This is a genomic window from Erwinia tasmaniensis Et1/99 (genome assembly GCF_000026185.1).
GTDB classification, from domain to species: domain Bacteria; phylum Pseudomonadota; class Gammaproteobacteria; order Enterobacterales; family Enterobacteriaceae; genus Erwinia; species Erwinia tasmaniensis.
On sequence record NC_010694.1, the window covers coordinates 1,020,757 to 1,047,726 of the forward strand.

General features: G+C 53.9%; 19 protein-coding genes, 1 tRNA gene and 3 rRNA genes. 7 read left to right on the forward strand and 16 right to left on the reverse strand.

Translation table 11 applies throughout. The features are described from left to right. Window positions 1-79: 79 nt before the first annotated feature. The 7 genes from ETA_RS05645 to metN all read right to left on the reverse strand — a co-directional run bounded on the left by ETA_RS05645 (window position 80) and on the right by metN (window position 7,056). A complete protein-coding gene (locus ETA_RS05645) occupies window positions 80-1,102 on the reverse strand; it encodes a hypothetical protein (RefSeq protein ID WP_012440662.1) in 1,023 nt (340 codons plus the stop codon). A gap of 367 nt (window positions 1,103-1,469) precedes the next feature. Then, window positions 1,470-3,188, reverse strand: coding sequence for a proline--tRNA ligase (gene proS, locus ETA_RS05650; RefSeq protein WP_012440663.1), 1,719 nt, complete (start codon window positions 3,186-3,188; stop codon window positions 1,470-1,472). A 92-nt stretch (window positions 3,189-3,280) separates the two neighbouring features. After that, window positions 3,281-3,988 carry a tRNA (N6-threonylcarbamoyladenosine(37)-N6)-methyltransferase TrmO gene (gene tsaA, locus ETA_RS05655; RefSeq protein ID WP_012440664.1) on the reverse strand — a complete coding sequence of 236 codons (708 nt, stop codon included), beginning with the start codon at window positions 3,986-3,988 and terminating at the stop codon, window positions 3,281-3,283. Beyond that, window positions 3,985-4,389 (reverse strand): Rcs stress response system protein RcsF, encoded by a 405-nt coding sequence (gene rcsF / locus ETA_RS05660; protein WP_012440665.1) that lies wholly within the window; start codon window positions 4,387-4,389, stop codon window positions 3,985-3,987. Before rcsF ends, tsaA begins: the two co-directional genes overlap by 4 nt. A 136-nt stretch (window positions 4,390-4,525) precedes the next feature. Further along, window positions 4,526-5,341 carry a MetQ/NlpA family lipoprotein gene (locus tag ETA_RS05665; protein ID WP_012440666.1) on the reverse strand — a complete coding sequence of 272 codons (816 nt, stop codon included), beginning with the start codon at window positions 5,339-5,341 and terminating at the stop codon, window positions 4,526-4,528. Window positions 5,342-5,378: 37 nt separating this feature from the next. After that, on the reverse strand, window positions 5,379-6,032 hold the full coding sequence (locus ETA_RS05670; RefSeq protein ID WP_012440667.1) for a methionine ABC transporter permease MetI: 654 nt from the start codon (window positions 6,030-6,032) through the stop codon (window positions 5,379-5,381). Continuing rightward, window positions 6,025-7,056: a methionine ABC transporter ATP-binding protein MetN gene (gene metN, locus ETA_RS05675; RefSeq protein ID WP_012440668.1), complete on the reverse strand. Its 1,032-nt coding sequence runs from the start codon at window positions 7,054-7,056 to the stop codon at window positions 6,025-6,027. Before metN ends, ETA_RS05670 begins: the two co-directional genes overlap by 8 nt. Window positions 7,057-7,246: 190 nt before the next feature. Between metN and gmhB the strand changes: the two genes are divergently transcribed. From gmhB to ETA_RS05705, 6 genes are all read left to right on the forward strand, one after another. Then, the gene (gene gmhB / locus ETA_RS05680) at window positions 7,247-7,807 is read left to right on the forward strand and encodes a D-glycero-beta-D-manno-heptose 1,7-bisphosphate 7-phosphatase (protein WP_012440669.1); all 561 of its coding nucleotides are present in this window, start codon (window positions 7,247-7,249) and stop codon (window positions 7,805-7,807) included. Window positions 7,808-8,219: 412 nt separating this feature from the next. Beyond that, window positions 8,220-9,759: ribosomal RNA gene (locus tag ETA_RS05685) — 16S ribosomal RNA — on the forward strand. 70 nt (window positions 9,760-9,829) lie between these two features. Next, a tRNA-Glu gene (locus ETA_RS05690) sits at window positions 9,830-9,905 on the forward strand. Window positions 9,906-10,129: 224 nt separating this feature from the next. Beyond that, window positions 10,130-13,036: ribosomal RNA gene (locus ETA_RS05695) — 23S ribosomal RNA — on the forward strand. 148 nt (window positions 13,037-13,184) lie between these two features. Further along, window positions 13,185-13,300, forward strand: a 5S ribosomal RNA gene (gene rrf, locus ETA_RS05700). Together the 16S, 23S and 5S rRNA genes with 1 tRNA gene alongside form the textbook arrangement of a ribosomal RNA operon. Before the next feature lie 227 nt (window positions 13,301-13,527). Further along, complete coding sequence (locus tag ETA_RS05705; protein WP_042958698.1) at window positions 13,528-14,829, forward strand: MFS transporter; 1,302 nt, start codon at window positions 13,528-13,530, stop codon at window positions 14,827-14,829. On the opposite strand, the gene ETA_RS05710 is transcribed toward ETA_RS05705, so the two are convergent. From ETA_RS05710 to trxC, 5 genes are all read right to left on the reverse strand, one after another. Then, window positions 14,830-15,150 carry a YfiM family lipoprotein gene (locus ETA_RS05710; RefSeq protein WP_012440671.1) on the reverse strand — a complete coding sequence of 107 codons (321 nt, stop codon included), beginning with the start codon at window positions 15,148-15,150 and terminating at the stop codon, window positions 14,830-14,832. Between the two features lie 30 nt (window positions 15,151-15,180). Beyond that, complete coding sequence (gene pssA, locus ETA_RS05715) at window positions 15,181-16,539, reverse strand: CDP-diacylglycerol--serine O-phosphatidyltransferase (protein ID WP_193345526.1); 1,359 nt, start codon at window positions 16,537-16,539, stop codon at window positions 15,181-15,183. A gap of 97 nt (window positions 16,540-16,636) precedes the next feature. Beyond that, entirely contained in the window at window positions 16,637-19,306 is a 2,670-nt protein-coding gene (locus ETA_RS05720; RefSeq protein WP_012440673.1) for a bifunctional acetate--CoA ligase family protein/GNAT family N-acetyltransferase, read from the reverse strand. A 70-nt stretch (window positions 19,307-19,376) separates the two neighbouring features. Continuing rightward, window positions 19,377-20,087, reverse strand: coding sequence for a tRNA-uridine aminocarboxypropyltransferase (locus tag ETA_RS05725; protein WP_012440674.1), 711 nt, complete (start codon window positions 20,085-20,087; stop codon window positions 19,377-19,379). Between the two features lie 64 nt (window positions 20,088-20,151). Further along, window positions 20,152-20,571 carry a thioredoxin TrxC gene (gene trxC, locus ETA_RS05730; protein WP_012440675.1) on the reverse strand — a complete coding sequence of 140 codons (420 nt, stop codon included), beginning with the start codon at window positions 20,569-20,571 and terminating at the stop codon, window positions 20,152-20,154. A gap of 236 nt (window positions 20,572-20,807) precedes the next feature. On the opposite strand from trxC, the gene ETA_RS05735 reads away from it, so the two are divergent. Continuing rightward, window positions 20,808-21,842, forward strand: coding sequence for a tRNA/rRNA methyltransferase (locus ETA_RS05735; RefSeq protein WP_012440676.1), 1,035 nt, complete (start codon window positions 20,808-20,810; stop codon window positions 21,840-21,842). A gap of 63 nt (window positions 21,843-21,905) precedes the next feature. Here ETA_RS05735 and emrB read toward each other — a convergent pair whose 3' ends face one another. From emrB to ETA_RS05755, 4 genes are all read right to left on the reverse strand, one after another. After that, window positions 21,906-23,441, reverse strand: a complete 1,536-nt coding sequence (emrB, locus tag ETA_RS05740; RefSeq protein ID WP_012440677.1) for a multidrug efflux MFS transporter permease subunit EmrB — start codon at window positions 23,439-23,441, stop codon at window positions 21,906-21,908. A gap of 16 nt (window positions 23,442-23,457) precedes the next feature. After that, window positions 23,458-24,618, reverse strand: a complete 1,161-nt coding sequence (gene emrA / locus ETA_RS05745; RefSeq protein ID WP_012440678.1) for a multidrug efflux MFS transporter periplasmic adaptor subunit EmrA — start codon at window positions 24,616-24,618, stop codon at window positions 23,458-23,460. 165 nt (window positions 24,619-24,783) lie between these two features. Continuing rightward, complete coding sequence (gene mprA / locus ETA_RS05750; protein ID WP_012440679.1) at window positions 24,784-25,314, reverse strand: transcriptional repressor MprA; 531 nt, start codon at window positions 25,312-25,314, stop codon at window positions 24,784-24,786. A gap of 462 nt (window positions 25,315-25,776) precedes the next feature. After that, complete coding sequence (locus ETA_RS05755) at window positions 25,777-26,961, reverse strand: MFS transporter (RefSeq protein ID WP_012440680.1); 1,185 nt, start codon at window positions 26,959-26,961, stop codon at window positions 25,777-25,779. Window positions 26,962-26,970: the final 9 nt, after the last annotated feature.

Here is a 26,970-nt window from a genome sequence, read left to right on the forward strand (position 1 = left end):
CTATCAGTAGGCTGTAGATTTGTAGGTCGTCATGCGCATTCGGCAAATTGACTCCCTACAGATCGCAAGCCGGATGACGTCAGGAAAATAAGTGCATATGCTTATAGAAGTGCAAAATATAATAGGTGGCATACGAAACGCCCATATACAGCGCAAGCGTAAAGATAAAGCCAAACGTATTACAGGTCGCGGTGGCACAAAGCGGGGTTTTACGCGGAATAAATAAAATAGCGACCAGCGGAATAATAAACAGGAAATGGCCGATGAAATCGATCATGCCGAAAGGTATCACTGCCACCGTAACGAAAAAGCCCATGACGCCAATCCCGGCATATCCTGCCGCCCTGCCGCTATATATGTGCCAGGCACAGCAGAACTCAACAAATCCACAGGCGCGAATAAAGAACGACCAGTCAAGCCCCATAGCGACATAGCTGTGTTCGGTTAACAGCTGATGGAACAGTTCCGGATGCATGAACTTTTCAATTGCGCCCCACAGGAAAGAGTAGGCGAGGGTAAAACGCACCAGCTCAATCGCCAGTCCTCGCACCGCTACCGGACGCAGCGTCTGCATAATCAGATAGACGCCAGTACCGATAAATACCAGATAATCGAGCATATGGAACAAGCCATACAGCTGGATAGCGTAGCCATACAGGAACAGGACAGCTACGCCGGCAATCAGGCTGGTACGCTGATGAAATGCGGTTATGGCGATCAGATAATGGACATAAACTAAAGCCGGGTTTTCTATTACCAGCTCTGGAGTCAGGATGATGTTAGGAAAAAATAGTGCCAGCGTCAGAAAGAACCCTGAAGTACCGTAACGCATCACCTTGGGAACCAGGCTTTCAAGACAGTTCAGGCGTGGCTGCCAGCGGCTGACATCAACCGGCGAGGGGATTTTTCTGTCCAGCACCGAAGTCAGGAAAATAACCAGCGTAGATAATAAGAGCAGGCCGATAAATTCGCCGGACTGCATTATTTCCATCAGAGATACGGGCTCTTTCGTCGTATCGTAATCAACAAACCATTTTACATGAGCTAAAGCGTCGACTGGCTTAAAAAGGGCCAAAAGACAGATTCCGGTGAGGCGTTTCATTTTCTCTCTGCTTAAATATCTAATAAATAGTCGGCGTGAATTAAAAGGTTATTTTAATTACTCCGGCTGATTTAGGGGGATGAATGGCGGGAGTATATTGGAAGAGAGTCAATTCAGCTGCGGATTTTAATGATATTAAAATGAATAATAAGTTTTAATGCCTTAATCTATATTATTTTCGATATTTTACAGGATGAGCCTGTGGCGCACCGAGCGGCAGAAGCTTAATTCAGGCCTGCGTAGCGGGTATTAACGGCTTCAGACATGTAAGGGCAAAGAAACGTCACCCGGCTGGAAAAAATAAACCCCGGTCGCTGGCTAATCAACGACCGGGGGGAGTGTGAAACCGTGGCGAACCGCCTGAAAATTATTGCGCCAGTTCAGCCATCAGGAAATCAACGATTTCGTCGGTTTTAATCAACCGTTTCTCACCGCCGCGGCGAGCTTTATACTCAATCTCATCGTTATCAAGATTACGTTCGCCAATCACGATAGTATGCGGTACGCCAATCAGCTCCATATCGGCAAACATCACGCCCGGACGCTCTTTGCGATCGTCCAGAATCACATCAATACCTTTAGCACGCAGCTGCTGATAAAGCGCTTCGGCCAGCTCTTTAACACGGAAGGATTTCTGCATGTTCATCGGCAGAATGGCCACCTGGAAAGGCGCTAACGCCGGAGACCAGATAATCCCGCGCTCGTCGTGGTTCTGTTCTATCGCCGCAGCCACGATACGGGTGATACCAATACCGTAGCAGCCCATGGTCAATGTCTGGTTGCGCCCATCTTCACCCTGTACCGAGGCTTTCATCGCTTCAGAGTATTTGGTGCCCAGCTGGAAAATATGGCCGACTTCGATACCGCGCTTGATCAGCAGCGTGCCTTTGCCATCCGGGCTGGCATCGCCTTCAACCACATTACGAATATCCGCGATACGCGGCAGCGGCAGATCGCGCTGCCAGTTAATGCCGCTAAAATGCTGGCCGTCGATGTTGGCACCGGCGCTGAAATCACTCATTGCGGCCACGGTACGGTCGGCCACGATCGGCATATTCAGGCCAACGGGGCCGAGTGAACCCGGTCCTGCATTAACCAGGGCGCGGATCTCTTCTTCGGTGGCGAAGGTCAGCGGCGCGGCAACGATATCGATCTTCTCCGCTTTAATTTCGTTAAGCTCGTGGTCGCCACGCACCAGCAGAGCAACCAGCGTGTGGCCACTCTCTTTGGTCGCCTTGACCATCAGGGTTTTAACGGTTTTTTCAATCGGCAGAGTAAACTGCTCAACCAGGTCGGCGATGGTTTTTGCCTCTGGCGTGGCGAACTGTACGCGTTCCTGCGTGGCATCGGCACGACCGCCCGCCGGCGGCAGAGCCTCGGCCATCTCAATATTGGCTGCGTAATCCGATCCGGTAGAGAACACGATATCGTCTTCGCCGCTCTGCGCCAGCACCTGGAATTCGTGAGAGGCGCTGCCGCCGATAGAGCCGGTATCTGCCTGTACGGCACGGAAATCAAGCCCCATGCGGCTGAAGCTCTGGCTGTATGCGCGGTACATGGCGTCGTAGGTTTCCTGTAAGGATCCCTGACTGGTGTGGAATGAGTAAGCATCCTTCATGATGAATTCACGCGAACGCATAACGCCAAAGCGAGGGCGTACCTCATCGCGGAATTTAGTCTGGATCTGGAACAGGTTCAGCGGCAGCTGTTTATATGAACTTAGCTCATTACGGATTAAATCGGTGATGACCTCTTCATGGGTTGGGCCAAGCACAAAAGGACGATCGCTACGATCGACCAGGCGCAACAGTTCCGGGCCGTACTGCTCCCAACGCCCACTCTCCTGCCACAGATCGGCGGGTTGCACCACCGGCATGGAAATTTCAATGGCCCCTGCGTTGTTCATCTCTTCACGCACGATATTTTCCACTTTCTTCAGTACGCGTAGACCGGTTGGCAACCAGGTGTAAAGGCCCGATGCCAGTTTGCGGATCATCCCGGCACGCAGCATCAGCTGGTGGCTGATCACTTCAGCGTCGGCAGGGGTCTCCTTCAGGGTGGAGAGCAGATATTGAGTAGTGCGCATGAGTTACGATTCCATATAAACGGAAAAAGAGTCAAAAAATGTGGACGCTAGTGTAGCAGCGTGTTCGTTGAGTCAAAAGATGCCGCGATAAATTAACGCGGGTCTATGGCAATGACTTCGCTGCCCGAAGGGATAATCTGCCAGCGCACATTGAAATCCAGCAGCCATGCGGCATATTCACGCCCGGCTTCTTCCCCTTTGCGATACGCGGGGCGAGGGTCTTGCGCCAGTACCTGAGTGATAAAACGCTCAAGATGCGGATAGCGAGGCTGAAGCTGAATCAGCTGCTGCCGTGCGCTGGAGCTGAAACTGACCGACATATCGGCCGTGGGGGCCTGCTGGGCAAACCCGGCACGGGCATCCGACAGCGATTCGGCAAACGGCAGATAGGGCTTGATATCGATAACCGGCGTGCCGTCTACCAGGTCCAGGCTGCCTAATTGCAGTATCACCTGATGCTTTTGGCAGCGGATGCCTTTAAGTTCAACCAGCGACATCCCCACCGGATTGGGGCGGAAGGTCGAGCGGGTGGCGAAAACCCCCATACGTGCGTTGCCACCTAAACGCGGTGGACGCACGGTAGGACGCCAGCCGCCTTCCATCGTCTGATGGAAAACAAACAGCAGCCAGAGATGGCTAAACTCTTCCAGACCTCTTACCGCATCCGGATGATTATACGGGGCCTGCAGATGAAGCTCACCGCCGCCGTCTTCGACCAGCCTGGGCTGACGCGGTACGGCAAACTTCTCCTTCCACGGAGAATGGATCACGCCAATCTGGGCGAAGGAGAACTCGCTCATGGCTTGCTGACTTTAAGTGCAGAACCCTGACATATCGCCTTACGGAAACAGCCCTGCGCAGCATTGACGATTTCACACTGATGCACCAGCACCGCATTGGCTTTCATGCCAGAAGCACGCAGCTGCATACGCTTACGTGCGGTGGCCATGTTTGCCGGGGAGTCCTGGCTACTGCTTTGGCAGTCATCACCATAGACCTCGCCGAGATCCCTGAAGGGCAAACTGACCAAATCAGCGGGATCGGTATACAGTTTTACCGGGGCAGGGCGCGCAGCCGGCTTCGTCCGCGTTGGCTCGGTTTGTGCTGACGGCGGAAAAGGTGTAACGGGTTTATAAGGCCGCTTAAGCAACGAACACCCTGTCAGCGTCAGTGCTAACAAACAGAGCGGTAAAACACGCATGGAAAAATCCTCATTCGGAAAAGTGGCGTTATTGAAGCAAGCTGAAGCGGAAATGACAAGCGGATAGCGTACAAGAGGGGATTGCAGCAGGAATAAAGCGTTGCGGGCAGCCGTTGCTGCTGCCCGCATTAGGCTGTTACCAGCCTTTTACTGCGCCGCCGTTAAAGACTTTATTGGCCGCGTCATTGACTTCATCAGACTGGTAAGCCTGTACGAATTTTTTCACGTTTTCCGCGTCTTTGTTATCTTCACGAGCCACGATGAGGTTAACGTAAGGCGAGTTCTTATCTTCTACGAAGATACCGTCTTTCGCCGGAGTCAGGTTAATCTGGCTGGCGTAGGTGGTGTTAATCACCGCCAGGGCAATCTGCTGATCGTCCAGTGAACGCGGCAGCTGTGGCGCTTCCAGCTCTACCAGCTTCAGGTTTTTCGGGTTTTCAACCACGTCCAGTGAGGTTGGCAGCAGGCCAACGCCGTCTTTCAGCTTGATCAGGCCGACCTTCTGTAGCAGTAACAGGGTGCGTCCCAAATTAGTAGGGTCGTTAGGAATGGCAACCTGAGCGCCGTTCTGAAGCTCATCCAGAGACTTGATCTTCTTCGAGTAGCCCGCGATTGGGTAGACGAAGGTGCTGCCAACAGAAACCAACTTATAGCCGCGATCTTTAATTTGCTGATCGAGGTAAGGTTTATGCTGGAAGGCGTTAACATCGATATCGCCTTTGCTCAACGCTTCATTGGGTAACACGTAATCATTGAAGGTGACCAGCTCGACGTCCAGGCCATATTTATCTTTGGCCACTTTCGCAGCCACATCAGCAACCTGCTGCTCGCTGCCAACGATAACGCCAACTTTGATGTGATTAGGATCTTTGGCTTTCTGATCGCAGCCTACCAACGCCAGGGTTCCGATCAGTGCACCTACAGCGGCAAACGTTTTCAAATTAAAAGACATATCCCTTCCTTAATATAGAGAGAAATCACAGTGATGTTTATTTATGGCTGACTGCCCGAACAATGCGATCGCCACAGAGCTGAATCAAATACACCAGAACAACCAACAACACGAGTACGGTATTCATCACCGTGGCGTTGTAACCAATATAGCCATACTGATAACCAATCTGGCCCAATCCGCCTGCCCCGACGGCGCCGCCCATAGCAGAGTAGCCGACGAGAGTGATTAAGGTAATAGTAGCGGCATTCACCAGACCCGGTAGTGCCTCCGGCAACAGAACTTTGCGGATAATTTGCAGCGGAGTCGCCCCCATAGCGCGCGAGGCCTCAATCAAACCGGTCGGCAGTTCAAGCAGCGCATTCTCAACCATGCGTGCAATGAAAGGTGCGGCACCAACGGTAAGTGGCACAATTGCCGCCTGCAGCCCGATGGACGTGCCGACGATAATTCTGGTGAAAGGGATCATCCAAACCAATAAAATGATAAAAGGAATGGAACGGAAGATGTTCACCATAGCTGACAGCACGCTGTACAGTTTGGCATTGGCGGCAATCTGCCCCGGACGGGTAACGTAGAGAAGCACCCCAACCGGCAGGCCAAGAACAAAGCCAAAAAAACCGGAGACAAAGGTCATCATCAGGGTTTCCCAGACGCCGCGACCCAGTAGCCACATCATTGCCTCAGACATAACCCAGTACCTCTACCTTTACATGATGTTCTTGCAGGAACGCGATGGTGGCCTGAATATTGGCCGCTTCGCCGTGGATTTCGGCCAGCATGATGCCGAATTTCACACCACCGGCGTAATCCATCTGCGCGCTGATAATATTGTTATTAACGTTAAAGCGCCGGGCCGACTCTGAAAGCAGAGGGGCATCAACCGACTGTCCGGTAAATTCCAGACGTAACAGCGGCATGGTGGTGTCGCTGGCTTCGGGTGACAGGCGCTGCTGATAGTCATCGGGAATATCCAGATGCAGCGTAGACTGGATAAACTGCTGTGCCAGCGGCGTTTTAGGGTGAGAAAACACTTCACTGACCGTGTCCTGCTCAATCAGCTGGCCATTGCTGATAACGGCAACGCAATCACAAATACGTTTCACCACGTCCATTTCGTGCGTGATCAGCAGGATGGTAATGCCCAGGCGGCGATTGATATCTTTTAGCAGTTCGAGAATAGAGCGTGTCGTGGCCGGGTCCAGAGCGCTGGTCGCTTCATCGCACAGCAGCACCTTAGGATTGCTGGCCAGCGCCCGGGCAATCGCCACGCGCTGTTTCTGACCGCCAGAGAGATTGGCAGGCCAGGAGTCATGTTTGTCGGCCAGACCGACCAAATCCAGCAATTCGGCGACGCGCGTTTTAATTTCCGCTTTCGTCAGATTGCCCAGCTCCAGCGGGAGCGCCACGTTTCCAGCAACGGTGCGTGAGCTAAGCAGATTGAAATGTTGAAATATCATTCCAATCTGACGACGTGCCAGCGTTAGCTGCGTTTCAGAAAGCGTCGTGAGATCCTGATTATCAACCAGAACCTGACCAGAGGTTGGTCGTTCCAACAGATTGACGCAGCGGATCAGGGTACTCTTTCCTGCACCCGATGCACCGATCACACCATAAATTTGCCCGGCGGGCACATGCAAACTGACATCTGTCAGCGCCGTGATGGTGCGTGAGCCTTGCTGGAACACTTTGGTAATATTTGAAAGTTTAATCATTGATTTATTTATTATCGTGATAGGGCTAAGCCGTGGCGTTGATGATAACCGCATCCCGTAATTGCCGGGACTAAGTGGATGGTAAGGCATCCAGACGTCTAAATCAATCGGTGTCATTCAATCGGACATTCTCTCTTTCGAGGCAATCATGCGATACTCTACGGCAAATTTTTGCAGCAGGAGTTTCAACGTGGCTGATAAGGTCCCCGCAATTTTTCTCGATCGTGATGGCACAATTAATGTCGATCACGGTTATGTCTCTGAAATCGACAACTTTGAGTTTATTGATGGCGTCATTGACGCGATGCGTGAGCTAAAGCAGATGGGCTTCGCGCTGGTGCTGGTCACTAACCAGTCAGGCATAGCGCGAGGTATGTTTAGCGAAGATCAATTTATGCAGTTGACCGAATGGATGGACTGGTCACTGGCCGATCGAGATGTCGATCTGGACGGCATCTATTTCTGTCCGCATCATCCGGAGGGCGTCACAGAAACCTTTAAGCAGTCGTGTGACTGCCGCAAACCCCAGCCCGGCATGCTGCTCACTGCGCAGCAGGAATTGAACATCGATATGTCTGCTTCTTATATGGTAGGCGATAAGATAGAAGATATGCAGGCAGCGGCAGCGGCTGGCGTTGGTAAGAAAGTGCTGGTACGCAGCGGCAAACCGGTCACTGCAGAAGGTGAGAATACCGCCGACTGGGTGCTTAACAGCCTTAAAGAGTTGCCAGGACGTATTAAAAAGGGTTAAAAAACAGCATTTCGTATGAAATTAAAGCAGGTGGTAAATAATTATAGATTTCCACTTGCGTTCCTGCGAGCTCACCCTATAATGCGCCTCCATCGACACGGAACAACGGCTTACAGGCCAGCGTGTTGAGAGGTTCAGGAAGTTCTGAACCGCCGGAAAAACTTCTCAAAAAGAGGTTGACTCCGAAGGAGGAAAGCGTAGTATACGCCACCTCGCGACAGGAAGCTCCGGCACTGTTCGCACCGCTCTTTAACAATTTATCAGACAATCTGTGTGGGCACTCGCAGGATTGATATCAGACACCTCCGGGTGTCAAAAAAAATATCAAGCCTCATGAGTGAACACATAATGACATTCATTATGACGTTTTACGATTGAGCATCGCTGAACTTGTTTCAGCAAATCGAACTTTTAATTGAAGAGTTTGATCATGGCTCAGATTGAACGCTGGCGGCAGGCCTAACACATGCAAGTCGAACGGTAGCACAGAGAGCTTGCTCTTGGGTGACGAGTGGCGGACGGGTGAGTAATGTCTGGGAAACTGCCCGATGGAGGGGGATAACTACTGGAAACGGTAGCTAATACCGCATAACGTCTACAGACCAAAGTGGGGGACCTTCGGGCCTCACGCCATCGGATGTGCCCAGATGGGATTAGCTAGTAGGTGGGGTAACGGCTCACCTAGGCGACGATCCCTAGCTGGTCTGAGAGGATGACCAGCCACACTGGAACTGAGACACGGTCCAGACTCCTACGGGAGGCAGCAGTGGGGAATATTGCACAATGGGCGCAAGCCTGATGCAGCCATGCCGCGTGTATGAAGAAGGCCTTCGGGTTGTAAAGTACTTTCAGCGGGGAGGAAGGCGATGGGGTTAATAACCCCGTCGATTGACGTTACCCGCAGAAGAAGCACCGGCTAACTCCGTGCCAGCAGCCGCGGTAATACGGAGGGTGCAAGCGTTAATCGGAATTACTGGGCGTAAAGCGCACGCAGGCGGTCTGTCAAGTCGGATGTGAAATCCCCGGGCTCAACCCGGGAACTGCATTCGAAACTGGCAGGCTAGAGTCTTGTAGAGGGGGGTAGAATTCCAGGTGTAGCGGTGAAATGCGTAGAGATCTGGAGGAATACCGGTGGCGAAGGCGGCCCCCTGGACAAAGACTGACGCTCAGGTGCGAAAGCGTGGGGAGCAAACAGGATTAGATACCCTGGTAGTCCACGCCGTAAACGATGTCGACTTGGAGGCTGTTCCCTTGAGGAGTGGCTTCCGGAGCTAACGCGTTAAGTCGACCGCCTGGGGAGTACGGCCGCAAGGTTAAAACTCAAATGAATTGACGGGGGCCCGCACAAGCGGTGGAGCATGTGGTTTAATTCGATGCAACGCGAAGAACCTTACCTGGCCTTGACATCCACGGAATTCGGCAGAGATGCCTTAGTGCCTTCGGGAACCGTGAGACAGGTGCTGCATGGCTGTCGTCAGCTCGTGTTGTGAAATGTTGGGTTAAGTCCCGCAACGAGCGCAACCCTTATCCTTTGTTGCCAGCGATTCGGTCGGGAACTCAAAGGAGACTGCCGGTGATAAACCGGAGGAAGGTGGGGATGACGTCAAGTCATCATGGCCCTTACGGCCAGGGCTACACACGTGCTACAATGGCGCATACAAAGAGAAGCGACCTCGCGAGAGCAAGCGGACCTCATAAAGTGCGTCGTAGTCCGGATCGGAGTCTGCAACTCGACTCCGTGAAGTCGGAATCGCTAGTAATCGTAGATCAGAATGCTACGGTGAATACGTTCCCGGGCCTTGTACACACCGCCCGTCACACCATGGGAGTGGGTTGCAAAAGAAGTAGGTAGCTTAACCTTCGGGAGGGCGCTTACCACTTTGTGATTCATGACTGGGGTGAAGTCGTAACAAGGTAACCGTAGGGGAACCTGCGGTTGGATCACCTCCTTACCTGAAGATACCTTCCGGCGCAGTGTCCACACAGATTGTCTGATAGAAGTAATGAGCGAAGAACACCAGAGTCCCCATCGTCTAGAGGCCCAGGACACTGCCCTTTCACGGCTGTAACAGGGGTTCGAATCCCCTTGGGGACGCCATACCGATAACGAAGTGAAAGACGTTATCACCCGTATCTCAAAACTGATTATGCGAAAGCGAGTCACGTTTGAGATATATGCTCTTTAATAATCCGGAACAAGCTGAAAATTGAAACGACGTGTCGTATTCATTCTCCGTAATAAGAATGAAATCAACGATACGTTAGAGTCTCTCAAATGCTTACAGCCGACAACACGTCTTTCGGGACGCTTGTGGGTTGTGAGGTTAAGCGACTAAGCGTACACGGTGGATGCCTAGGCAGTCAGAGGCGATGAAGGGCGTGCTAATCTGCGATAAGCGTCGGTAAGGTGATATGAACCGCAACAACCGACGATACCCGAATGGGGAAACCCAGTGCAATCCGTTGCACTATCATGTCATGAATACATAGCGGCATGAGGCGAACCGGGGGAACTGAAACATCTAAGTACCCCGAGGAAAAGAAATCAACCGAGATTCCCCCAGTAGCGGCGAGCGAACGGGGAACAGCCCAGAACCTGAATCAGTTTGTGCATTAGTGGAAGCGTCTGGAAAGTCGCGCAGTAAAGGGTGACAGCCCCGTACACAAAAATGCACTTGCTGTGAGTTCGATGAGTAGGGCGGGACACGTGACATCCTGTCTGAATATGGGGGGACCATCCTCCAAGGCTAAATACTCCTGACTGACCGATAGTGAACCAGTACCGTGAGGGAAAGGCGAAAAGAACCCCGGCGAGGGGAGTGAAACAGAACCTGAAACCGTGTACGTACAAGCAGTGGGAGCACCTTCGTGGTGTGACTGCGTACCTTTTGTATAATGGGTCAGCGACTTATATTCTGTAGCAAGGTTAACCGTATAGGGGAGCCGCAGGGAAACCGAGTCTTAACTGGGCGTTAAGTTGCAGGGTATAGACCCGAAACCCGGTGATCTAGCCATGGGCAGGTTGAAGGTTGGGTAACACTAACTGGAGGACCGAACCGACTAATGTTGAAAAATTAGCGGATGACCTGTGGCTGGGGGTGAAAGGCCAATCAAACCGGGAGATAGCTGGTTCTCCCCGAAAGCTATTTAGGTAGCGCCTCGTGAACTCATCTCCGGGGGTAGAGCACTGTTTCGGCTAGGGGGCCATCCCGGCTTACCAACCCGATGCAAACTGCGAATACCGGAGAATGTTATCACGGGAGACACACGGCGGGTGCTAACGTCCGTCGTGAAGAGGGAAACAACCCAGACCGCCAGCTAAGGTCCCAAAGTCATGGTTAAGTGGGAAACGATGTGGGAAGGCACAGACAGCCAGGATGTTGGCTTAGAAGCAGCCATCATTTAAAGAAAGCGTAATAGCTCACTGGTCGAGTCGGCCTGCGCGGAAGATGTAACGGGGCTAAACCATGCACCGAAGCTGCGGCAGCGACGCTTATGCGTTGTTGGGTAGGGGAGCGTTCTGTAAGCCGTCGAAGGTGTGCTGTGAGGCATGCTGGAGGTATCAGAAGTGCGAATGCTGACATAAGTAACGATAAAGCGGGTGAAAAGCCCGCTCGCCGGAAGACCAAGGGTTCCTGTCCAACGTTAATCGGGGCAGGGTGAGTCGACCCCTAAGGCGAGGCCGAAAGGCGTAGTCGATGGGAAACGGGTTAATATTCCCGTACTGGGCGTTACTGCGAAGGGGGGACGGAGAAGGCTATGTTAGCCGGGCGACGGTTGTCCCGGTTTAAGCGTGTAGGCTTGAGTTCCAGGCAAATCCGGAACTCTTTAAGGCTGAGGCGTGATGACGAGGCACTACGGTGCTGAAGTAACAAATGCCCTGCTTCCAGGAAAAGCCTCTAAGCATCAGGTAACGACCAATCGTACCCCAAACCGACACAGGTGGTCAGGTAGAGAATACCAAGGCGCTTGAGAGAACTCGGGTGAAGGAACTAGGCAAAATGGTGCCGTAACTTCGGGAGAAGGCACGCTGGCGCGTAGGTGAAGCGACAAGCTCGTGGAGCCGAAGCCAGTCGAAGATACCAGCTGGCTGCAACTGTTTATTAAAAACACAGCACTGTGCAAACACGAAAGTGGACGTATACGGTGTGACGCCTGCCCGGTGCCGGAAGGTTAATTGATGGGGTTATCCGCAAGGAGAAGCTCTTGATCGAAGCCCCGGTAAACGGCGGCCGTAACTATAACGGTCCTAAGGTAGCGAAATTCCTTGTCGGGTAAGTTCCGACCTGCACGAATGGCGTAATGATGGCCAGGCTGTCTCCACCCGAGACTCAGTGAAATTGAACTCGCTGTGAAGATGCAGTGTACCCGCGGCAAGACGGAAAGACCCCGTGAACCTTTACTACAGCTTGACACTGAACATTGAGCCTTGATGTGTAGGATAGGTGGGAGGCTTCGAAGCGTGGACGCCAGTCTGCGTGGAGCCAACCTTGAAATACCACCCTTTAACGTTTGATGTTCTAACCTGGCGCCGTGATCCGGCGTGGGGACAGTGTCTGGTGGGTAGTTTGACTGGGGCGGTCTCCTCCTAAAGAGTAACGGAGGAGCACGAAGGTCAGCTAATCACGGTCGGACATCGTGAGGTTAGTGCAATGGCATAAGCTGGCTTGACTGCGAGAGTGACGGCTCGAGCAGGTGCGAAAGCAGGTCATAGTGATCCGGTGGTTCTGAATGGAAGGGCCATCGCTCAACGGATAAAAGGTACTCCGGGGATAACAGGCTGATACCGCCCAAGAGTTCATATCGACGGCGGTGTTTGGCACCTCGATGTCGGCTCATCACATCCTGGGGCTGAAGTAGGTCCCAAGGGTACGGCTGTTCGCCGTTTAAAGTGGTACGCGAGCTGGGTTTAGAACGTCGTGAGACAGTTCGGTCCCTATCTGCCGTGGGCGCTGGAAGATTGAGAGGGGTTGCTCCTAGTACGAGAGGACCGGAGTGAACGCACCGCTGGTGTTCGGGTTGTCATGCCAATGGCATTGCCCGGTAGCTAAGTGCGGAAAAGATAAGCGCTGAAAGCATCTAAGCGCGAAACTTGCCTCGAGATGAATCTTCCCTGACTCCTTGAGAGTCCTGAAGGGACGTTGAAGACTACGACGTTGATAGGCCGGGTGTGTAAGCGCAGCGATGCGTTGAGCTAACCGGTACTAATGACCCGTGAGGCTTAACCTTACAACGCCAGAAGCGTTCTGGGTTGTGTTGAGAGACGCAAAGATATTTTCAGCTTGTACCGGATAAAAGAATTAGCGGAAACGAAAGATTTTGCGCTGGGCCAACGCGGCACCAGTGAAAAAGATTCGTTTCGTGCACAAAGAATTTGCCTGGCGGCTGTAGCGCGGTGGTCCCACCTGACCCCATGCCGAACTCAGAAGTGAAACGCCGTAGCGCCGATGGTAGTGTGGGGTCTCCCCATGCGAGAGTAGGGAACTGCCAGGCATCAAATAAAGCAAAAGGCCATCCTTCGGGATGGCCTTTTTGCGTTACAGACATTTATTGATATTCATCACTGACACCTTCTCTAAGCAACAGTCAAATCCCGCTCACAAAAAACGCGTTCAATAGATTTAAAATAATCTCGTAACAAACAGTTGGCTGATATTTACTGATACATTAAATTCCTTTGGTGCTTAGCAAAGCAGGGACTCATTCACGAGGTGTATTTAATGACAGACTCAGTCACCACGAATAATATGCAGGGGCAAGGCTCGATCACCACCCGTCAGCGCATCTGGGCCATTGTCGGGGCTTCATCGGGTAATCTGGTAGAGTGGTTCGACTTCTATGTTTATTCATTCTGTTCGCTTTACTTCGCCCACATCTTCTTTCCAAGTGGTAATCCTACAACACAGCTATTGCAAACCGCTGGGGTATTTGCCGCAGGCTTTTTGATGAGGCCGATCGGAGGTTGGATTTTTGGCTACATCGGCGACAAACACGGGCGAAAAGCCTCTATGTTGATTTCGGTATGCATGATGTGCTTTGGTTCGCTGGTCATTGCCTGTCTTCCAGGTTACGACGCCATCGGCGTTTGGGCACCTGCATTGCTGCTGCTGGCCCGGCTGTTTCAAGGCCTGTCCGTTGGTGGTGAATATGGCACCAGCGCGACCTACATGAGTGAAGTTGCCGTAGAGGGGCGCAAAGGTTTTTATGCGTCTTTCCAGTACGTTACCCTTATTGGGGGGCAGTTACTGGCGTTGTTAACCGTGGTAATATTGCAACAGGTTCTGTCGGATACAGAGCTGCGTGACTGGGGTTGGCGCATCCCGTTTGCGCTGGGAGCTTTGCTTGCCGTCGTTGCGCTTTACCTGCGGCGCTCATTGAATGAAACGTCGGATGTTAAAACCCGTGCTCACAAAGATGCAGGATCGCTGAAAGGGCTGTGGAAACACCGGCGCGCTTTTCTTATGGTTCTGGGTTTTACCGCCGGGGGGTCTCTCAGTTTCTATACCTTTACCACCTATATGCAGAAGTACCTGGTCAATACCGCGGCGATGGACCATAAAACGGCCAGCGTGCTAATGACCGCGGCGCTATTTGTTTTTATGCTGCTTCAACCATTCGTCGGCGCCCTGTCGGATAAAATTGGCCGCCGCTATTCAATGTTGATCTTTGGTGCCCTGGCTGCGATTTGTACCGTGCCAATTCTGACGATCCTCCAGAGCGTGACCAGTCCGCTACTGGCCTTTGCGCTGGTAATGCTCGCATTGGTGATCACCAGTTTCTACACTTCGATCAGTGGGATCTTGAAAGCAGAGATGTTCCCACCCGAAGTCAGGGCGTTGGGAGTAGGATTATCCTATGCGGTTGCTAATGCGCTGTTTGGTGGTTCAGCAGAGTATGTTGCCCTGTCTCTGAAGGCTGCGGGCAGCGAAACCAGTTTCTTCTGGTATGTATCTGGGATGGGCGCGCTGGCGTTCTTAGTTTCGCTAATGTTGCATCGGCGTGGGCAGGGTTTAAAACTGTAATTACCGATCGATATTCCATAATGCGTAGCCGGTGGCAGCACCGGCTAGATCCCAGCTAAAATCCTTCCAGCTCCAGCCCGTTCCTCCCGCGCGGCTGTCGTACAGCTCTTTAGCGGCCCCGAGGCTGATAGAAAACAAAACGCCGAAGCCTGCACTGTGGCCCCGGCTCCCGTTTTGCCGGTCGCCATACGCATTCCCCGCTGCGGCAAAAAAAGCGGAAGAGAGGAAATGCTGGGCTTTGTCACGCCCGGTCCACTCGTCTTGCGCCATATGAGTGCAGCCGCTACACGACAGCAGGCTGACAAGCAGGAAAATGCGCATACGGCCTCCGATAAGCCAGCAATAACACGATCAGAGAATACGGCTGATTAGGCGATCTATCCGGATACGTCGCAGCCGACGAATCAATTTGCGCACCTTTACCGGATAGTCGGCGATGCTTTCAAGATCGTGGAAATGCTGCACCCGGGTCGTGTGTTCACGAATGAGGTTGAGTTCGTGATCGCGCTGTTCGGCCAGCTGTTGCAGAGGATCGTGGATCAGCACGGCATTTTCCAGGTCCAAACGCCATGCGCGCGGATTCAGGTTATTTCCGGTCACCATCATCCATTCCTCGTCCACCCACAACCCCTTCAGGTGGTAACTATTCTCGCCATCCTTCCACAGACGTACGGTTAACTGCCCGCTGTCGACGTAATACTGCAACCGACTGAGAAAACGTCGCAGGTTAATCTCATACAGATAGGGCAATGCGCTGATGATCTTAAATGGCTGGTCCTGAGGGATATAGAAATCGTTAGCGGTTTTGTCTCCGACGATGATCTCCACCTCCTTGCCTCGCCGCAGCAGCCAGATAATGTTGCGCACCAGAATGGCCGGCAGGTTGAAATAAGGTGTGCAGATCGTCAGCTTGCGCTCGGCACAGGGCATCAGATGATAGATGGTCTTATTAAGCAGGCTGCGTTTTCCCAAACCGACCAGCGGAGTGACGGACAGCTCCTCATTGCTGGCTACGCCATCGAATTCATAGTCGAAGCCGCGCAGCTCTTGGCGAAACTGGCGGGTTTCATTTTTGATTTCCGGGCTGGTAGGGCGCTCCAGACGATTCAGGCGATGCACCGCTTCAGCCTGAATCAAGTTTGTTTCTATCCAGTCAAACAGGGTGTCGGCGAGCACCTGGTTGCCGATCAGCTGATAGCGGTCATAGCGATATTTGTCTTTCTGATGCAGATAAACATCATTGAAGCTGGCACCGGTATACAGCACGCTATCATCAATAACCGAGCCTTTTAAATGCAGCACACCGAGCGCTTCACGCGTATTAACCGGAATACCATAAACGGGAATAGCAGCACCAGGGTGCTGGCTGGCCATTTCACAATACCAGTCGGCGTTTGTCACGCCGGCCGCTGCACCGATACGTCCTCTTTGAGCCCGATGCCAGTCGACCAGTACGCGAATATCCAGCTCCGGACGGCGTTGTTTTGCGGCATAGAGCGCAGAGAGGATAGCGCGCCCCCCCTCATCGTTTTCCAGATAGAGCGCGACGATGCAAATACGGCGGGTGGCGGAGGCAATCTTTTCCAGCAGGGTCTGACGAAAATCAGACGGTGAGAAAAGCGTGGTGAAATCAGCCGCGGACTGCGGAATTTTTGGCAGCTGGGCAAGGTGCTGTTGGTGTTTATTGCGTTTAAATTTGGTCAACATCACAGTGCGTTGCTTCCCTGTTCATGAAATGGCCTTTGACCACAGGATAAAAGGTTCTAACCGCGCATAATACCATTAGATTTTCCCGATGGTAGCAGATTTACCTTTCCGTACCTGCATCCTGCTCCTGCAATGGCAGCGTAAGGCTGACGATGCCCTCCTCCAGCTGAATATCCATCTCAAATCCTAACTTGCGTGCCAGCGACATCATGCCCTGATTGCCCGGCATGGTAATGCCGTTCAGTTGATGTAAGCCATGCTGGCGCGTATAGGCAATCATTTTTTCCAGCAGACGACGCCCGAGCCCCAGCCCTTTCAGGTCAGAGCGCACCAGCACAGAAAATTCCGCATCGATGTTATCAGCGTCGGAAATGGCGCGCGTGACCCCAATGATCTCGCTGAAATCGTCATGCTGCCGTACCGCGACGATGGCCATTTCGCGATCGTAGTCGATTTGCGTCATGTTGGCTAAATCGTCATGAGTGAACTCATTTATCTCACTAAAGTAGCGATAATAAAGGTCTTCTTTTGTCACCCGTGAAATAAATTGCTGAAGCAGCGGCTCGTCTTCCGGCAGAATTGGGCGGAAAAGCGTGCGCTGGCCATTTTTAAGCTGAACGATTTCTTCCAGCTCGTGTGGATAAGGGCGTATTGTCAGCCGGGACTGTGCATCGCCGTTGAAATGCGCCAGCTGGAGCGTGACGTCCAGCGGCGTAAACCCGGTATCACTGGCCAATAGCGGATGGATTTCTAAGCGAACAATTTCCGGACAGTCCACGATCAGGTTTGATACCTGCACCAGCAGCTGGATAAGCCCGTCTGGATCCAGCGTATGCAGCGCGCTGCGCCCGCGTATTTTACCGCTGACGAGGGCCTGTTTAACCAGATAGCGCGCCAGCGCCATATTGAGCGGCGGCAGGGCGGTTGCGGCCTGACGATCGTCCTGCCAGGGGGAACCGCCCTCACCCAGCATAATAATTGGGCCAAACAGCGGGTCCTGCTCCACCACAATCCGCAGCTCATGCCCCCCGGCCCGGTTTGCCATGCTTTGTACCAGCAGCCCCTGTATACGTGCCTGTGGCCAGGCAGCAGCGGCGCGATCGACCATCGCATTTGCCGCCTGCCGCACTTCATCGGCCGTGCGCAGGAACAGCATCACGCCCTGGACTTCCGATTTATGTGGGATATCCGGTGAACGCAGCTTCAACGCCACCGGATAGCCGATTTTCGCGGCAATTTGCACCGCCTGCGAACTGTTGCTGGCAATCCAGGTCGGGGGTGTTTTCAAGCCATATGCCTGCAAAATCGGCTGCACCTGGTGAGTATCCAGGCACGTTATGCCGTCTGCCAGGGCGCGCTGGATTATCCGGTGGGCATCGCTGGTGTTGGCGGTGAGGTCAGGCGGCAAGGCGGGCGTTTCACGCAGCTGCTTCTGATTACGCCGATACTCCACCATATGCATAAAAGCGCCGACCGTTCCTTCTGGCGTACGATAAGTGGGAATGCCCGCTTTATTAAACAGCAGCCGGGCCTGCTGTGAGGAGAATTCGCCGCACCAGTTGGTCAGCAGGGTTATCTGCCGGGCACGCGGATGCTGTTTTACCAGCTCAATGACCTTTTGCGCCGTGAGTGAAGCGGGCGCTACCGCACTGGGAGCATGTATGATCAACAGCGCATCAAGATCGTGGCTATCGAATAGCATTGACAGTATCTGGATATAACGCTCTGGCGTTGCATCATCTTTCAGGTCGAGCGGGTTGCCCGCAACATCGCCGACGGGCAGCACTGAGGCTAATGAGACGAGTAAAGACTCATTCAGGGTGGCGAGCCTGCCGTTACGGGCATACAGTGCGTCCAGTGCCAATGCTGCTGGTGCCGCGCCGTTGCTGACGATCATCAGCCGCTCACCGCGCAGCGGGCGCATATAACTGAGCGTTTCAACCGCCGAGAACAATTCATGGGTATCCTGTACGCGCAGCAGCCCCGCGCGTTGGATGGCGGCATCCCAGGCGGCATCCATTCCCCCCTGAGTATTGAGCAGGCGCTGGGCCTGCGGGCTTCTTCCGCTTTTAATCACCACGATGGGTTTATTACGTGAGGCGCTGCGGGCGGCCGAAACAAAACGCCGCGCATCGCTGAGCTGTTCAAGATAAAGCAGGATGGCGCTGGTCTTCCCGTCACGGGCGAGAAAGTCCAGCAGGTCATCGGCATCGATATCCAGACTGTCACCCAGCGCGATAAACCATGAGAAGCCCTGCTGGCGCTGCTGCGCCCAGTCAAGAATGGTGTTGGAAACCGCAGACGACTGCGAGATAAAGGCCAGTTTACCGGGTCTGATGGGAACCGGTGAGAAGCTGGCGTTCAGCCCTTGCCAGGGGGCCAGCAGGCCGAGGCTATTAGGGCCAAGCAGACGGATTTGCCAGCGGCTGGCGCAGGCTTTCAGCTCGGGCAGCTGGTCGCGCGGAGCAGAGAGCACAATACAGGCTTTGCAACCGCGTTCGCCCAGCGCGCGTAATAATTCCAGATTACGCCGCCCGTGAGTGCAAAGGACCGCCAGGTCCGGTGAGAGGGGCAGGCTGGCGATATCAGGCCAGGTCAGCACGCCACATACCGCCTGATATTTGCGCGTGACCGGCAGCACCGGGCCGCTGAAGCCACCGGCCAGCAGATTACGCATCATCAAATACCCGGCGCGCTCTGACCGGATAGAGGCACCGATCACCGCAATGGATTTCGGTCTTAACAGAGCTTCTAGTCCGCGCTGGCTCATCGCCGCTCCTTCAGTTAATCGTATTCTGATCTTACTCTGGAGTGGGTGAAAATGCTGTGCTGTGCATCAGCTAATTGGCAGCGGACGTCGATTCACGATCCGTGCATTGATAAGACGGATGATGGGGTTTACCAGCCAGATACCGCTGGCGAAAACGATCGAAATGGCTGAACAGCCCTTCTCCTGCCGCGCTATCGCCCGCCTGCAACAGCAGTTCAGCCGCGACTTCGGCCGTGCAGTGTTGGCCAGCGGCATGAGCCGTGCGCAGCTGATAGTTAGAAGGCCGCGTCAGCCTGAGCGACATCACCGGCAGCGCATCCAGCCACGGGCTTTTACGGAACATTTTGCGCGCTTCCGTCCAGGTGCCGTCCAGCATAATAAACAGCGGCGGTTTGCCGTCGAGCGGCGGAGCGTTTAGCACCGGGCGTGCGGGGTCGGCATAGGATTCAGGAAAAACCACCATCGGCTGATAATGGGTATTTTGCACGGCCTGAAGCAGATCTGCATCCGGCTCGGTACGTGACCAGCCAAACGCCAGCGTGTCCGGCAGAATATCGGCAATCAGCCGCCCGGTATTACTCGGCTTCATCGGCTCGCTGTCAAACATCACCAGGCAAAAACGGCTGCGCGCCTGTTGGGGCATGATAGTGGCGCACAGGCAGTTTTTTTGCGGCAGCAGGCAGCCCTGGCAGCGGCTAATGCGATTGCCCCGGGCGAGGAAGGGGCGCGTTGCTCGGGCGAGTCGCCCGGCGCGCAGGCGCAAAACAGCGTTATCGGTCATCATCAGTCATCAGCGAAAAACGCTATTCTAACCAATTCTGACCCACGCTGCCCGCCCAATCAGTCTACAGATTTTCATCAAGCCAGGCTTCAAAGGGGGCTTTTGGCATTGCTCCGCTCAGCACATCGGCCACTTCGCCCTGTTTAAACAGCATAATGGTTGGAATACTCCGAATGCGGAAGCGGGCGCTTAGCGCCGGTTCAGCTTCGGTATTCACCTTTAAAAAGCGTATTTGACGACCGCGCTCGCGGGCAACCGCCTCATAAACGGGGGCAAAGTTGACGCAGGGGCCGCACCAGGGGGCCCAGAAGTCGATCACCACCGGCAGGTCGCCCTGTAAATATTTATCCAGGGTCGCGGCCGTGGCATTGACCACCTTCCCGTCAAACAGGTTATCGCCGCAGCGGCCGCATTTAGCATCGTCCGCAACGCGTTCTACCGGCACCCGGTTGGTTGCCTGACATGATGAGCAAACTGTATTCATTATTCACCTCATTGCAGGAGTAAGTAATTGCTTACTGCGTTTTCCGTCGATGGCGAATAGTATGCGGAGGGGGGATAAGTCGCTCAACGTGGTTCGTCCAATATGTTTGATAGGTAAACTCTCACAGATGTTGCCGCTGGTGGGCAGCATATGGGCGCATTTATCGGAAGTTAATAGCTAAGCGCTGCGACATCAGGTAATCTGCGCGCTTCGCGCTCAGCCCAGGTGGAGGACAAATGAACGACGAATTGAAAGGTAAGAGCAGTAAGGTCAAAGTGATGTATGTTCGCGGCGATGACGAAAACAGCAAAAGCGGAAAAAACCCGCGTACCGGTAAAGGTGGCTATCGTCAGGACGGTGAACGCCGTCCCGCGCGCACGACAGACAGCAAGCCACGTGGCGGGCGCGATCGCGACGAAGGGCGTTCTGACTCTCCGTGGCGTACCGTTTCCCGTGCGCCCAATGCCGCAGCGGCGGATGACAAACCCGATCACGGTGGCATCAGCGGGAAAAGCTTCATCAATCCCGAACAGCTGCGCCGCCAGCGTATGGAAGAGACGCGTGTTTACGGAGAACATGCCTGTCAGGCATTGTTCCAGAGCCGCCCGGAATCTATCGTACGCGCCTGGTTTGTGCAAAGCGTCACGCCACGCTTCCGCGATGCGTTAAAGTGGATGGCCGCCAACCGTAAGGCTTATCACACCGTTGATGACGCCGAGCTACAGAAGGCATCCGGCACTGAACACCATGGTGGTGTCTGCTTCCTGATTAAAAAGCGCGTCGGCATGCCGGTGAGCGAATGGCTGGCGCAGTCCGGTCAGAAAGATTGCGTGCTGGCGCTGGAAGATATCGGTAACCCGCACAATCTGGGTGGCATTATGCGCAGCTGTGCGCACTTTGGCGCTAAGGGTTTGCTGGTGGATGATGCTTCCCTGTTAGAGTCAGGGGCGGCGGTGCGTACCGCAGAAGGTGGAGCGGAACATGTGCAGGCCATCAGCGGTGAAAGTTTTGCCGCGGGATTGGATGCGTTCCGTAAAGCGGGCTATACCATCGTCACCACGTCCAGCCATCAGGGTATACCGCTGGCGAAGGCAGAACTGCCGGCCAAAATGGTGCTGGTGCTGGGCCAGGAGCGCGACGGTCTGTCTGACAGTACTTTAGAGCAGGGCGATCTCAGCGTTTCTATCAGCGGCACCGGCAACGTTGAAAGCCTTAACGTTTCGGTAGCGACCGGCGTGCTGTTGGCCGAATGGTGGCGTCAGAACGCGTAACGCAATGGAAAAATAGGGAGCGTTCGCTCCCTGTAAAAGGGCGGATCGGCGATCCGCCCTTTTTTAATGCGCGCCGCCGCCGCCCCCGCCTGCCGAAAACGGTGGCCGGGCAAACCACACCAGCACCAGCAGGATAAGAAAGACTCCGGCAGACGCCCAGAAAATTTCATTAGCTGAAATGATCAGCCCCTGATTGGTGATTTGCTGTGCAATCCACGCCGATGCCTGATCGTGAGTCAACCCTGCCTGTTCCAGCTTCGCGTATATCTCCTGACTGTTTACATTGTAAGGCGTCACCGATTCTGTCAGCTGGCTATGGTGGACCGACTCGCGATTGGTCCACAGGGTGGTGGTAATCGAAGTTCCGATGGAACCCGCCAGCGTGCGGGTAAAGTTAGACAGGCTTGACGCTGCGGCGAGTCGCTCCGGCGGTAATCCTGACAGGGTAATGGTAGTCAGTGGCATAAAGAAGCACGCCACGGCAAAACCCTGGATAAACTGCGGCCACGCCGAAGCACCAAAATCCATACCGGGTTCAAAGGTATAAGCGCGCCAGTAGAAGCACACCGCATACATAATGAAGCTAAAGGTCACCAGCCGCCGCATATCCAGCCTGTGGGAAAAACGGCCGATAATCGGCGACAGGATCACCGGGATAATCCCCACCGGGGCCGAAGCCAGACCAGCCCAGGTTGCCGTGTAGCCGTATACCTCTTGCAGCAGCTGGGGTAACAGCACGATAGAACCAAAATAGAGCATATACGCCAGGCTAATGGACAGGCAGCCGATGGTGAAGTTGCGCGATTTGAATAGTGATAAATCCACGATCGGATGGTCATCCGTCAGCTCCCACACCAGCAGCACCGCCAGGGCCACCACCGCGATAGCGGTTAACGTAATAATCTCCGTGGAGCTAAACCAGTCCAGCTCTTTCCCGCGATCGAGCATCACCTGCAGACAGCCGATGCCGACAACCAGCAGAACCAGTCCTACGGTATCAATAGGACGGATCACCGTGGCCGTTTCGCGGTTGCGCAGCGTCTGTAAGGCAAGGATCACCACCGCGACCCCGATAGGCACGTTGATAAAGAATATCCAGCCCCAGTGATAGTTATCACTGATCCAGCCGCCGAGGATCGGGCCACAAATGGGGGCAACGATCACCGTCATCGCCCACAGCGAAAGCGCAACGCTGCGTTTTGCCGGGGGATAATTATTGAGCAGCAGGCTTTGCGACAGTGGGATCAGAGGGCCTGCAACGATCCCCTGGATGACGCGAAAGAAGATCAGCATAGAAAGGCTTTCAGACATGCCGCACAACCAGGACGCCACGACAAAAGCGATGGTCGACCACAGAAACAGCTTCACTTCGCCGATCCGCTTGGCCAGCCAGCCGGTGATCGGAATGGAAATGGCGTTGGCTACGCCAAACGAGGTGATGACCCAGGTGCCCTGCGAGTTTGAAGCACCGAGGTTTCCGGCGATGGTCGGGATGGCCACGTTAGCAATGGTAGAGTCCAGAACCTGCATAAACGTTGCCAGTGACAGCGCAATGGTCATTAAGACCAGTGGCGTGCCAGAAAGAGGCTGACGTGGCATATCCCCCCCCGTTGATTTAGCTGGCATTAGCGCGAATAATATCGGCGATAAGCCGGTTTGCAGGCGTCAAATCCAGCGTCAGGGCATCACTGGCATAAGCCGGCTCGCTGCGTACGCGGGTGGCCAGCACGGCACCTTCACCGCTGCGGGTATCCACTTTTACCTGCGTCGACAGGCCAATACGCAGCGGATGTTTCGCCACCTCCTGCGCATCAAGCGCGATGCGTACCGGCAGGCGCTGTACCACTTTGATCCAGTTACCGGTGGCATTCTGTGCAGGAAGCAGTGAGAACGCGCTTCCGGTGCCCATATCCAGCCCAATTACCTTGCCGTGATAGACCACGTCATCACCGTAAATATCGCTAACCACGGTTGCGGGCTGGCCGATACGAACGCCAGCCAGCTGGGTTTCCTTAAAGTTAGCGTTTACCCACAGATTGTTCGCCGGCACGACGGCCAGCAGGGGGGTCGTGGTGCCAATCTGCGAACCCACCTGCACGCTGCGACGTGAAACGTAGCCATCGATCGGGCTGACCACGTTGGTACGTTGCAGGGCAAGCCAGGCATCACGCAGTTCAGCAGCACTCTTCTTGACCGCAGGCTGATTTTCCAGCGTGGTATCGAGGATCATCGCCTGATTGGCGTTATACTGCTGCATCGCCACGTCCAGCTGCGCTTTGGCGGTGGTCACCGCATCGCGCGCGTGCTGCAGATCTTCTTTACCAATCAGATTCGATGCCCCCAGCGGCTCGCGGCGATGTAAATCCGCCAGCGCCTGCTGCAACGCCGTTTTTCGCAGTTCAATCGTCGCCTGATACTGTTTGCCGTTGATAATCAGCTGATGAGTTTGTCGCACGCTGGTGGCTAACGCCGTTTGCGCTTTCTCAAATGCCTGCCCGGCATCGGTATGATCCAGGGTGACCAGTACATCTCCTTTTTTGACGTAGTCCGTATCATCAAACCACACCTTATTGACGCTACCCGCGACCTGAGCCATCACCTGCGCCTGATTTCCGGCCACATAAGCATCGTCAGTTTCCTGGTAGTGACGTAATACCAGTAACCAGTAAGCCAGATACACCACGCCAACGATGACGAACAGGACGGCCAAAAAAATCAGCGCGCTTTTGCGTTTTTTCTTCTTTTTCGGCTCCTGCGGCGCCGCGCTTGCATTCATAGTTTACTCCTGAATTTTTTGCGGCCGAAGCCGCTGTCATCATGTTAGCGATCGTTTGGGGCAAAAATGCCAGCGGCCTGGCGCTGGCAAAAGGGTAAGTGGCGGGAAACAAGGTAGCGATTCTTCGCAAAGGTTGTGTCACACAATATGCTATTAATCAGGTCATCAGCGTGACAGGGAGGCAACAACCTCCTCTTCATCCATTTGGTCCATACGATTCAATAGTTTACGAGTGATCGCTTCCAGTTGAGTTTTTTCGGAAGCGCTTAATGCCGACCATAAAAGTTTCAGGCACTGATGCTGAGGCGGCAGTAGCTGGCGTAAGAACTCGTCGCCTTTTGGCGTCAGATGCAGGTGCAGGCAGCGGCGGTCATTATCGCTTTCGCGACGTTCTATCCAACCGCGTTTCTCCAGCTCATCAGCAATGCGTGTGGCGTTAGTGCGTGACGAGCCGAGGGCAGAGCTCAGCTCTGAAGGCTGGATGCTGTGATCCTCCTGCGCATCCAGGGTAATTAATGCCATAAACAGCGTCTCGTTAATTCCCTGTGCTTTCAGCATCTTATTGCGATTTTCCAGCAGTTTACTCTGCATGTGCATACACAGGCGCGTCAGTATAATTTCCTGTAGTGGAAAATCTTTCTGGCGGTTCGCACGAAAATTCAGCATCTGTTCAATGGGAGTAAATGAACTTTCCATTATAAATGAACCTCACTAGTTGCAACGGGTGTAATAACGATGGTGATTAATGGGTGATGCGACTTTGCCGTCGGTGAGATTTTCACATTGGCCTAGTCATCATCCTTAGTTTCACGGTCATTCCTTAACCAGGCCACTTGATAGCCGTGATAAACAATGCTGTGTGTAAAACGTAAAAAACCTGACAGGGCACGGAACCCGAAGGGGCCGGTAACATCCGGTTAGGAAAATTTGGCTGATATGACGTTTTCAGTAAAACGGAGATGAAGGCGCTATCATGACCATTCGTTTCGCCCCCCCCCTAACGTGGGGGCGGTGCGAAGACGTAAGGCTGCTCTGCGATCGCTTAATCATTTCAATTGAAAATATAACCAGGCTTAGTAAATTTATCTTAACCATAACAGAGTCAGAAATGTCTTAACAGGCGAAAAGTTCCCAAAAAAACATTTTCAGTTGAGAACATTATTCGGTTATGCCCTCAAACCGCTGGCCATGCCACCAGACCAACAGGTTACATACGGTGAGCGCTGCGCCAGCACCACAGACGCCATACCAGCCCGCAGCTTGAAAAGCCGATGCCGACAGGAGGGATCCCGCGGCTCCGCCAACAAAGTAGCTGGTCATATAACCGGCGGTGAGGCGGTTACGCGCTTCGGGCATATTGCGGTAAATCACGCTCTGATTGGTAATATGTACACCCTGAACCGCAAGGTCGAGCAAGATAATGCCGATGACCAACGCGAGCAGTGAATGAGCACCCAGGGTAATAACCCCCCATGAAGCCAGTAAAACGATCAGTCCTGCGCTGGTAGTCAGGCGGGCCTTGCCTTTGTCTGCCAGGGCACCGGCATGACGTGCCGCCAGTGCACCCGCGGCACCGACCAGCCCCAGCATGCCTATTTCCCCTTCTGAATAATTCCACTGCGGTGACGAAAGCAGAAATGCCATAGAGGTCCAGAGCACGCTGAAGTTTGCAAACACCAGACAACCGATGATGGCTCGGGTACGCAGGATGGAATGACGGGTGTAGAGGGAGAAGATTGATCCCAACAGCTGGCGATAATTTAGCGCCACCGACTGTTGATAACGCGGCAAATAGCGCCACAGCGCCAGCGCCATCAATACCATTAGTGCGCTGGCGATCCAATAGACGCTGCGCCAACCGCCCAGCTCTGCCAGTCCTCCGGCAACGGTTCGGGCCAGTAGGATGCCCAGTAGCAGACCGCTCATCACCGTACCGACGACCTTACCGCGTTTTTCCGGTGCGGCGAGGGTTGCCGCCAGCGGTACTAAAATCTGTGCGACGACGGAAAACAGCCCGGTCAGCGCCGTTCCCAGCAGCATAAACGGCAGCGTGGACGACATCGCCGTGATCACCAGCCCCCCGGCGGCGAGCAGACTCATCGTGACGATCAGGCCACGGCGTTCCAGCATATCCCCCAACGGAACCAGCAGCAGCAGTCCGATGGCGTATCCCAGCTGGGCAGTAGTGACAATAAAGCCTGCCTGATGGAATGAGAGTTCGAAGGTGCGGGCAATGGTGGCCAGCAGCGGCTGAACATAATAGTTACAGGCGACTGACAGGCCGGTAGCCAGAGACATCAGTATGACCAAAGCGGGTGTAAGGGCTTGATGAGGGGGGTTCATAAAAATCAA

What these genes read in the sequence shown, in the direction of transcription:
- ETA_RS05645 (WP_012440662.1), bottom strand. Translation starts at nt 1,102, where the DNA reads ATGAAACGCCTCACCGGAATCTGTCTTTTGGCCCTTTTTAAGCCAGTC.
- proS (WP_012440663.1), bottom strand. Translation starts at nt 3,188, where the DNA reads ATGCGCACTACTCAATATCTGCTCTCCACCCTGAAGGAGACCCCTGCC.
- tsaA (WP_012440664.1), bottom strand. Translation starts at nt 3,988, where the DNA reads ATGAGCGAGTTCTCCTTCGCCCAGATTGGCGTGATCCATTCTCCGTGG.
- rcsF (WP_012440665.1), bottom strand. Translation starts at nt 4,389, where the DNA reads ATGCGTGTTTTACCGCTCTGTTTGTTAGCACTGACGCTGACAGGGTGT.
- ETA_RS05665 (WP_012440666.1), bottom strand. Translation starts at nt 5,341, where the DNA reads ATGTCTTTTAATTTGAAAACGTTTGCCGCTGTAGGTGCACTGATCGGA.
- ETA_RS05670 (WP_012440667.1), bottom strand. Translation starts at nt 6,032, where the DNA reads ATGTCTGAGGCAATGATGTGGCTACTGGGTCGCGGCGTCTGGGAAACC.
- metN (WP_012440668.1), bottom strand. Translation starts at nt 7,056, where the DNA reads ATGATTAAACTTTCAAATATTACCAAAGTGTTCCAGCAAGGCTCACGC.
- ETA_RS05705 (WP_042958698.1), top strand. Translation starts at nt 13,528, where the DNA reads ATGACAGACTCAGTCACCACGAATAATATGCAGGGGCAAGGCTCGATC.
- ETA_RS05710 (WP_012440671.1), bottom strand. Translation starts at nt 15,150, where the DNA reads ATGCGCATTTTCCTGCTTGTCAGCCTGCTGTCGTGTAGCGGCTGCACT.
- ETA_RS05720 (WP_012440673.1), bottom strand. Translation starts at nt 19,306, where the DNA reads ATGAGCCAGCGCGGACTAGAAGCTCTGTTAAGACCGAAATCCATTGCG.
- ETA_RS05725 (WP_012440674.1), bottom strand. Translation starts at nt 20,087, where the DNA reads ATGACCGATAACGCTGTTTTGCGCCTGCGCGCCGGGCGACTCGCCCGA.
- trxC (WP_012440675.1), bottom strand. Translation starts at nt 20,571, where the DNA reads ATGAATACAGTTTGCTCATCATGTCAGGCAACCAACCGGGTGCCGGTA.
- ETA_RS05735 (WP_012440676.1), top strand. Translation starts at nt 20,808, where the DNA reads ATGAACGACGAATTGAAAGGTAAGAGCAGTAAGGTCAAAGTGATGTAT.
- emrB (WP_012440677.1), bottom strand. Translation starts at nt 23,441, where the DNA reads ATGCCACGTCAGCCTCTTTCTGGCACGCCACTGGTCTTAATGACCATT.
- emrA (WP_012440678.1), bottom strand. Translation starts at nt 24,618, where the DNA reads ATGAATGCAAGCGCGGCGCCGCAGGAGCCGAAAAAGAAGAAAAAACGC.
- mprA (WP_012440679.1), bottom strand. Translation starts at nt 25,314, where the DNA reads ATGGAAAGTTCATTTACTCCCATTGAACAGATGCTGAATTTTCGTGCG.
- ETA_RS05755 (WP_012440680.1), bottom strand. Translation starts at nt 26,961, where the DNA reads ATGAACCCCCCTCATCAAGCCCTTACACCCGCTTTGGTCATACTGATG.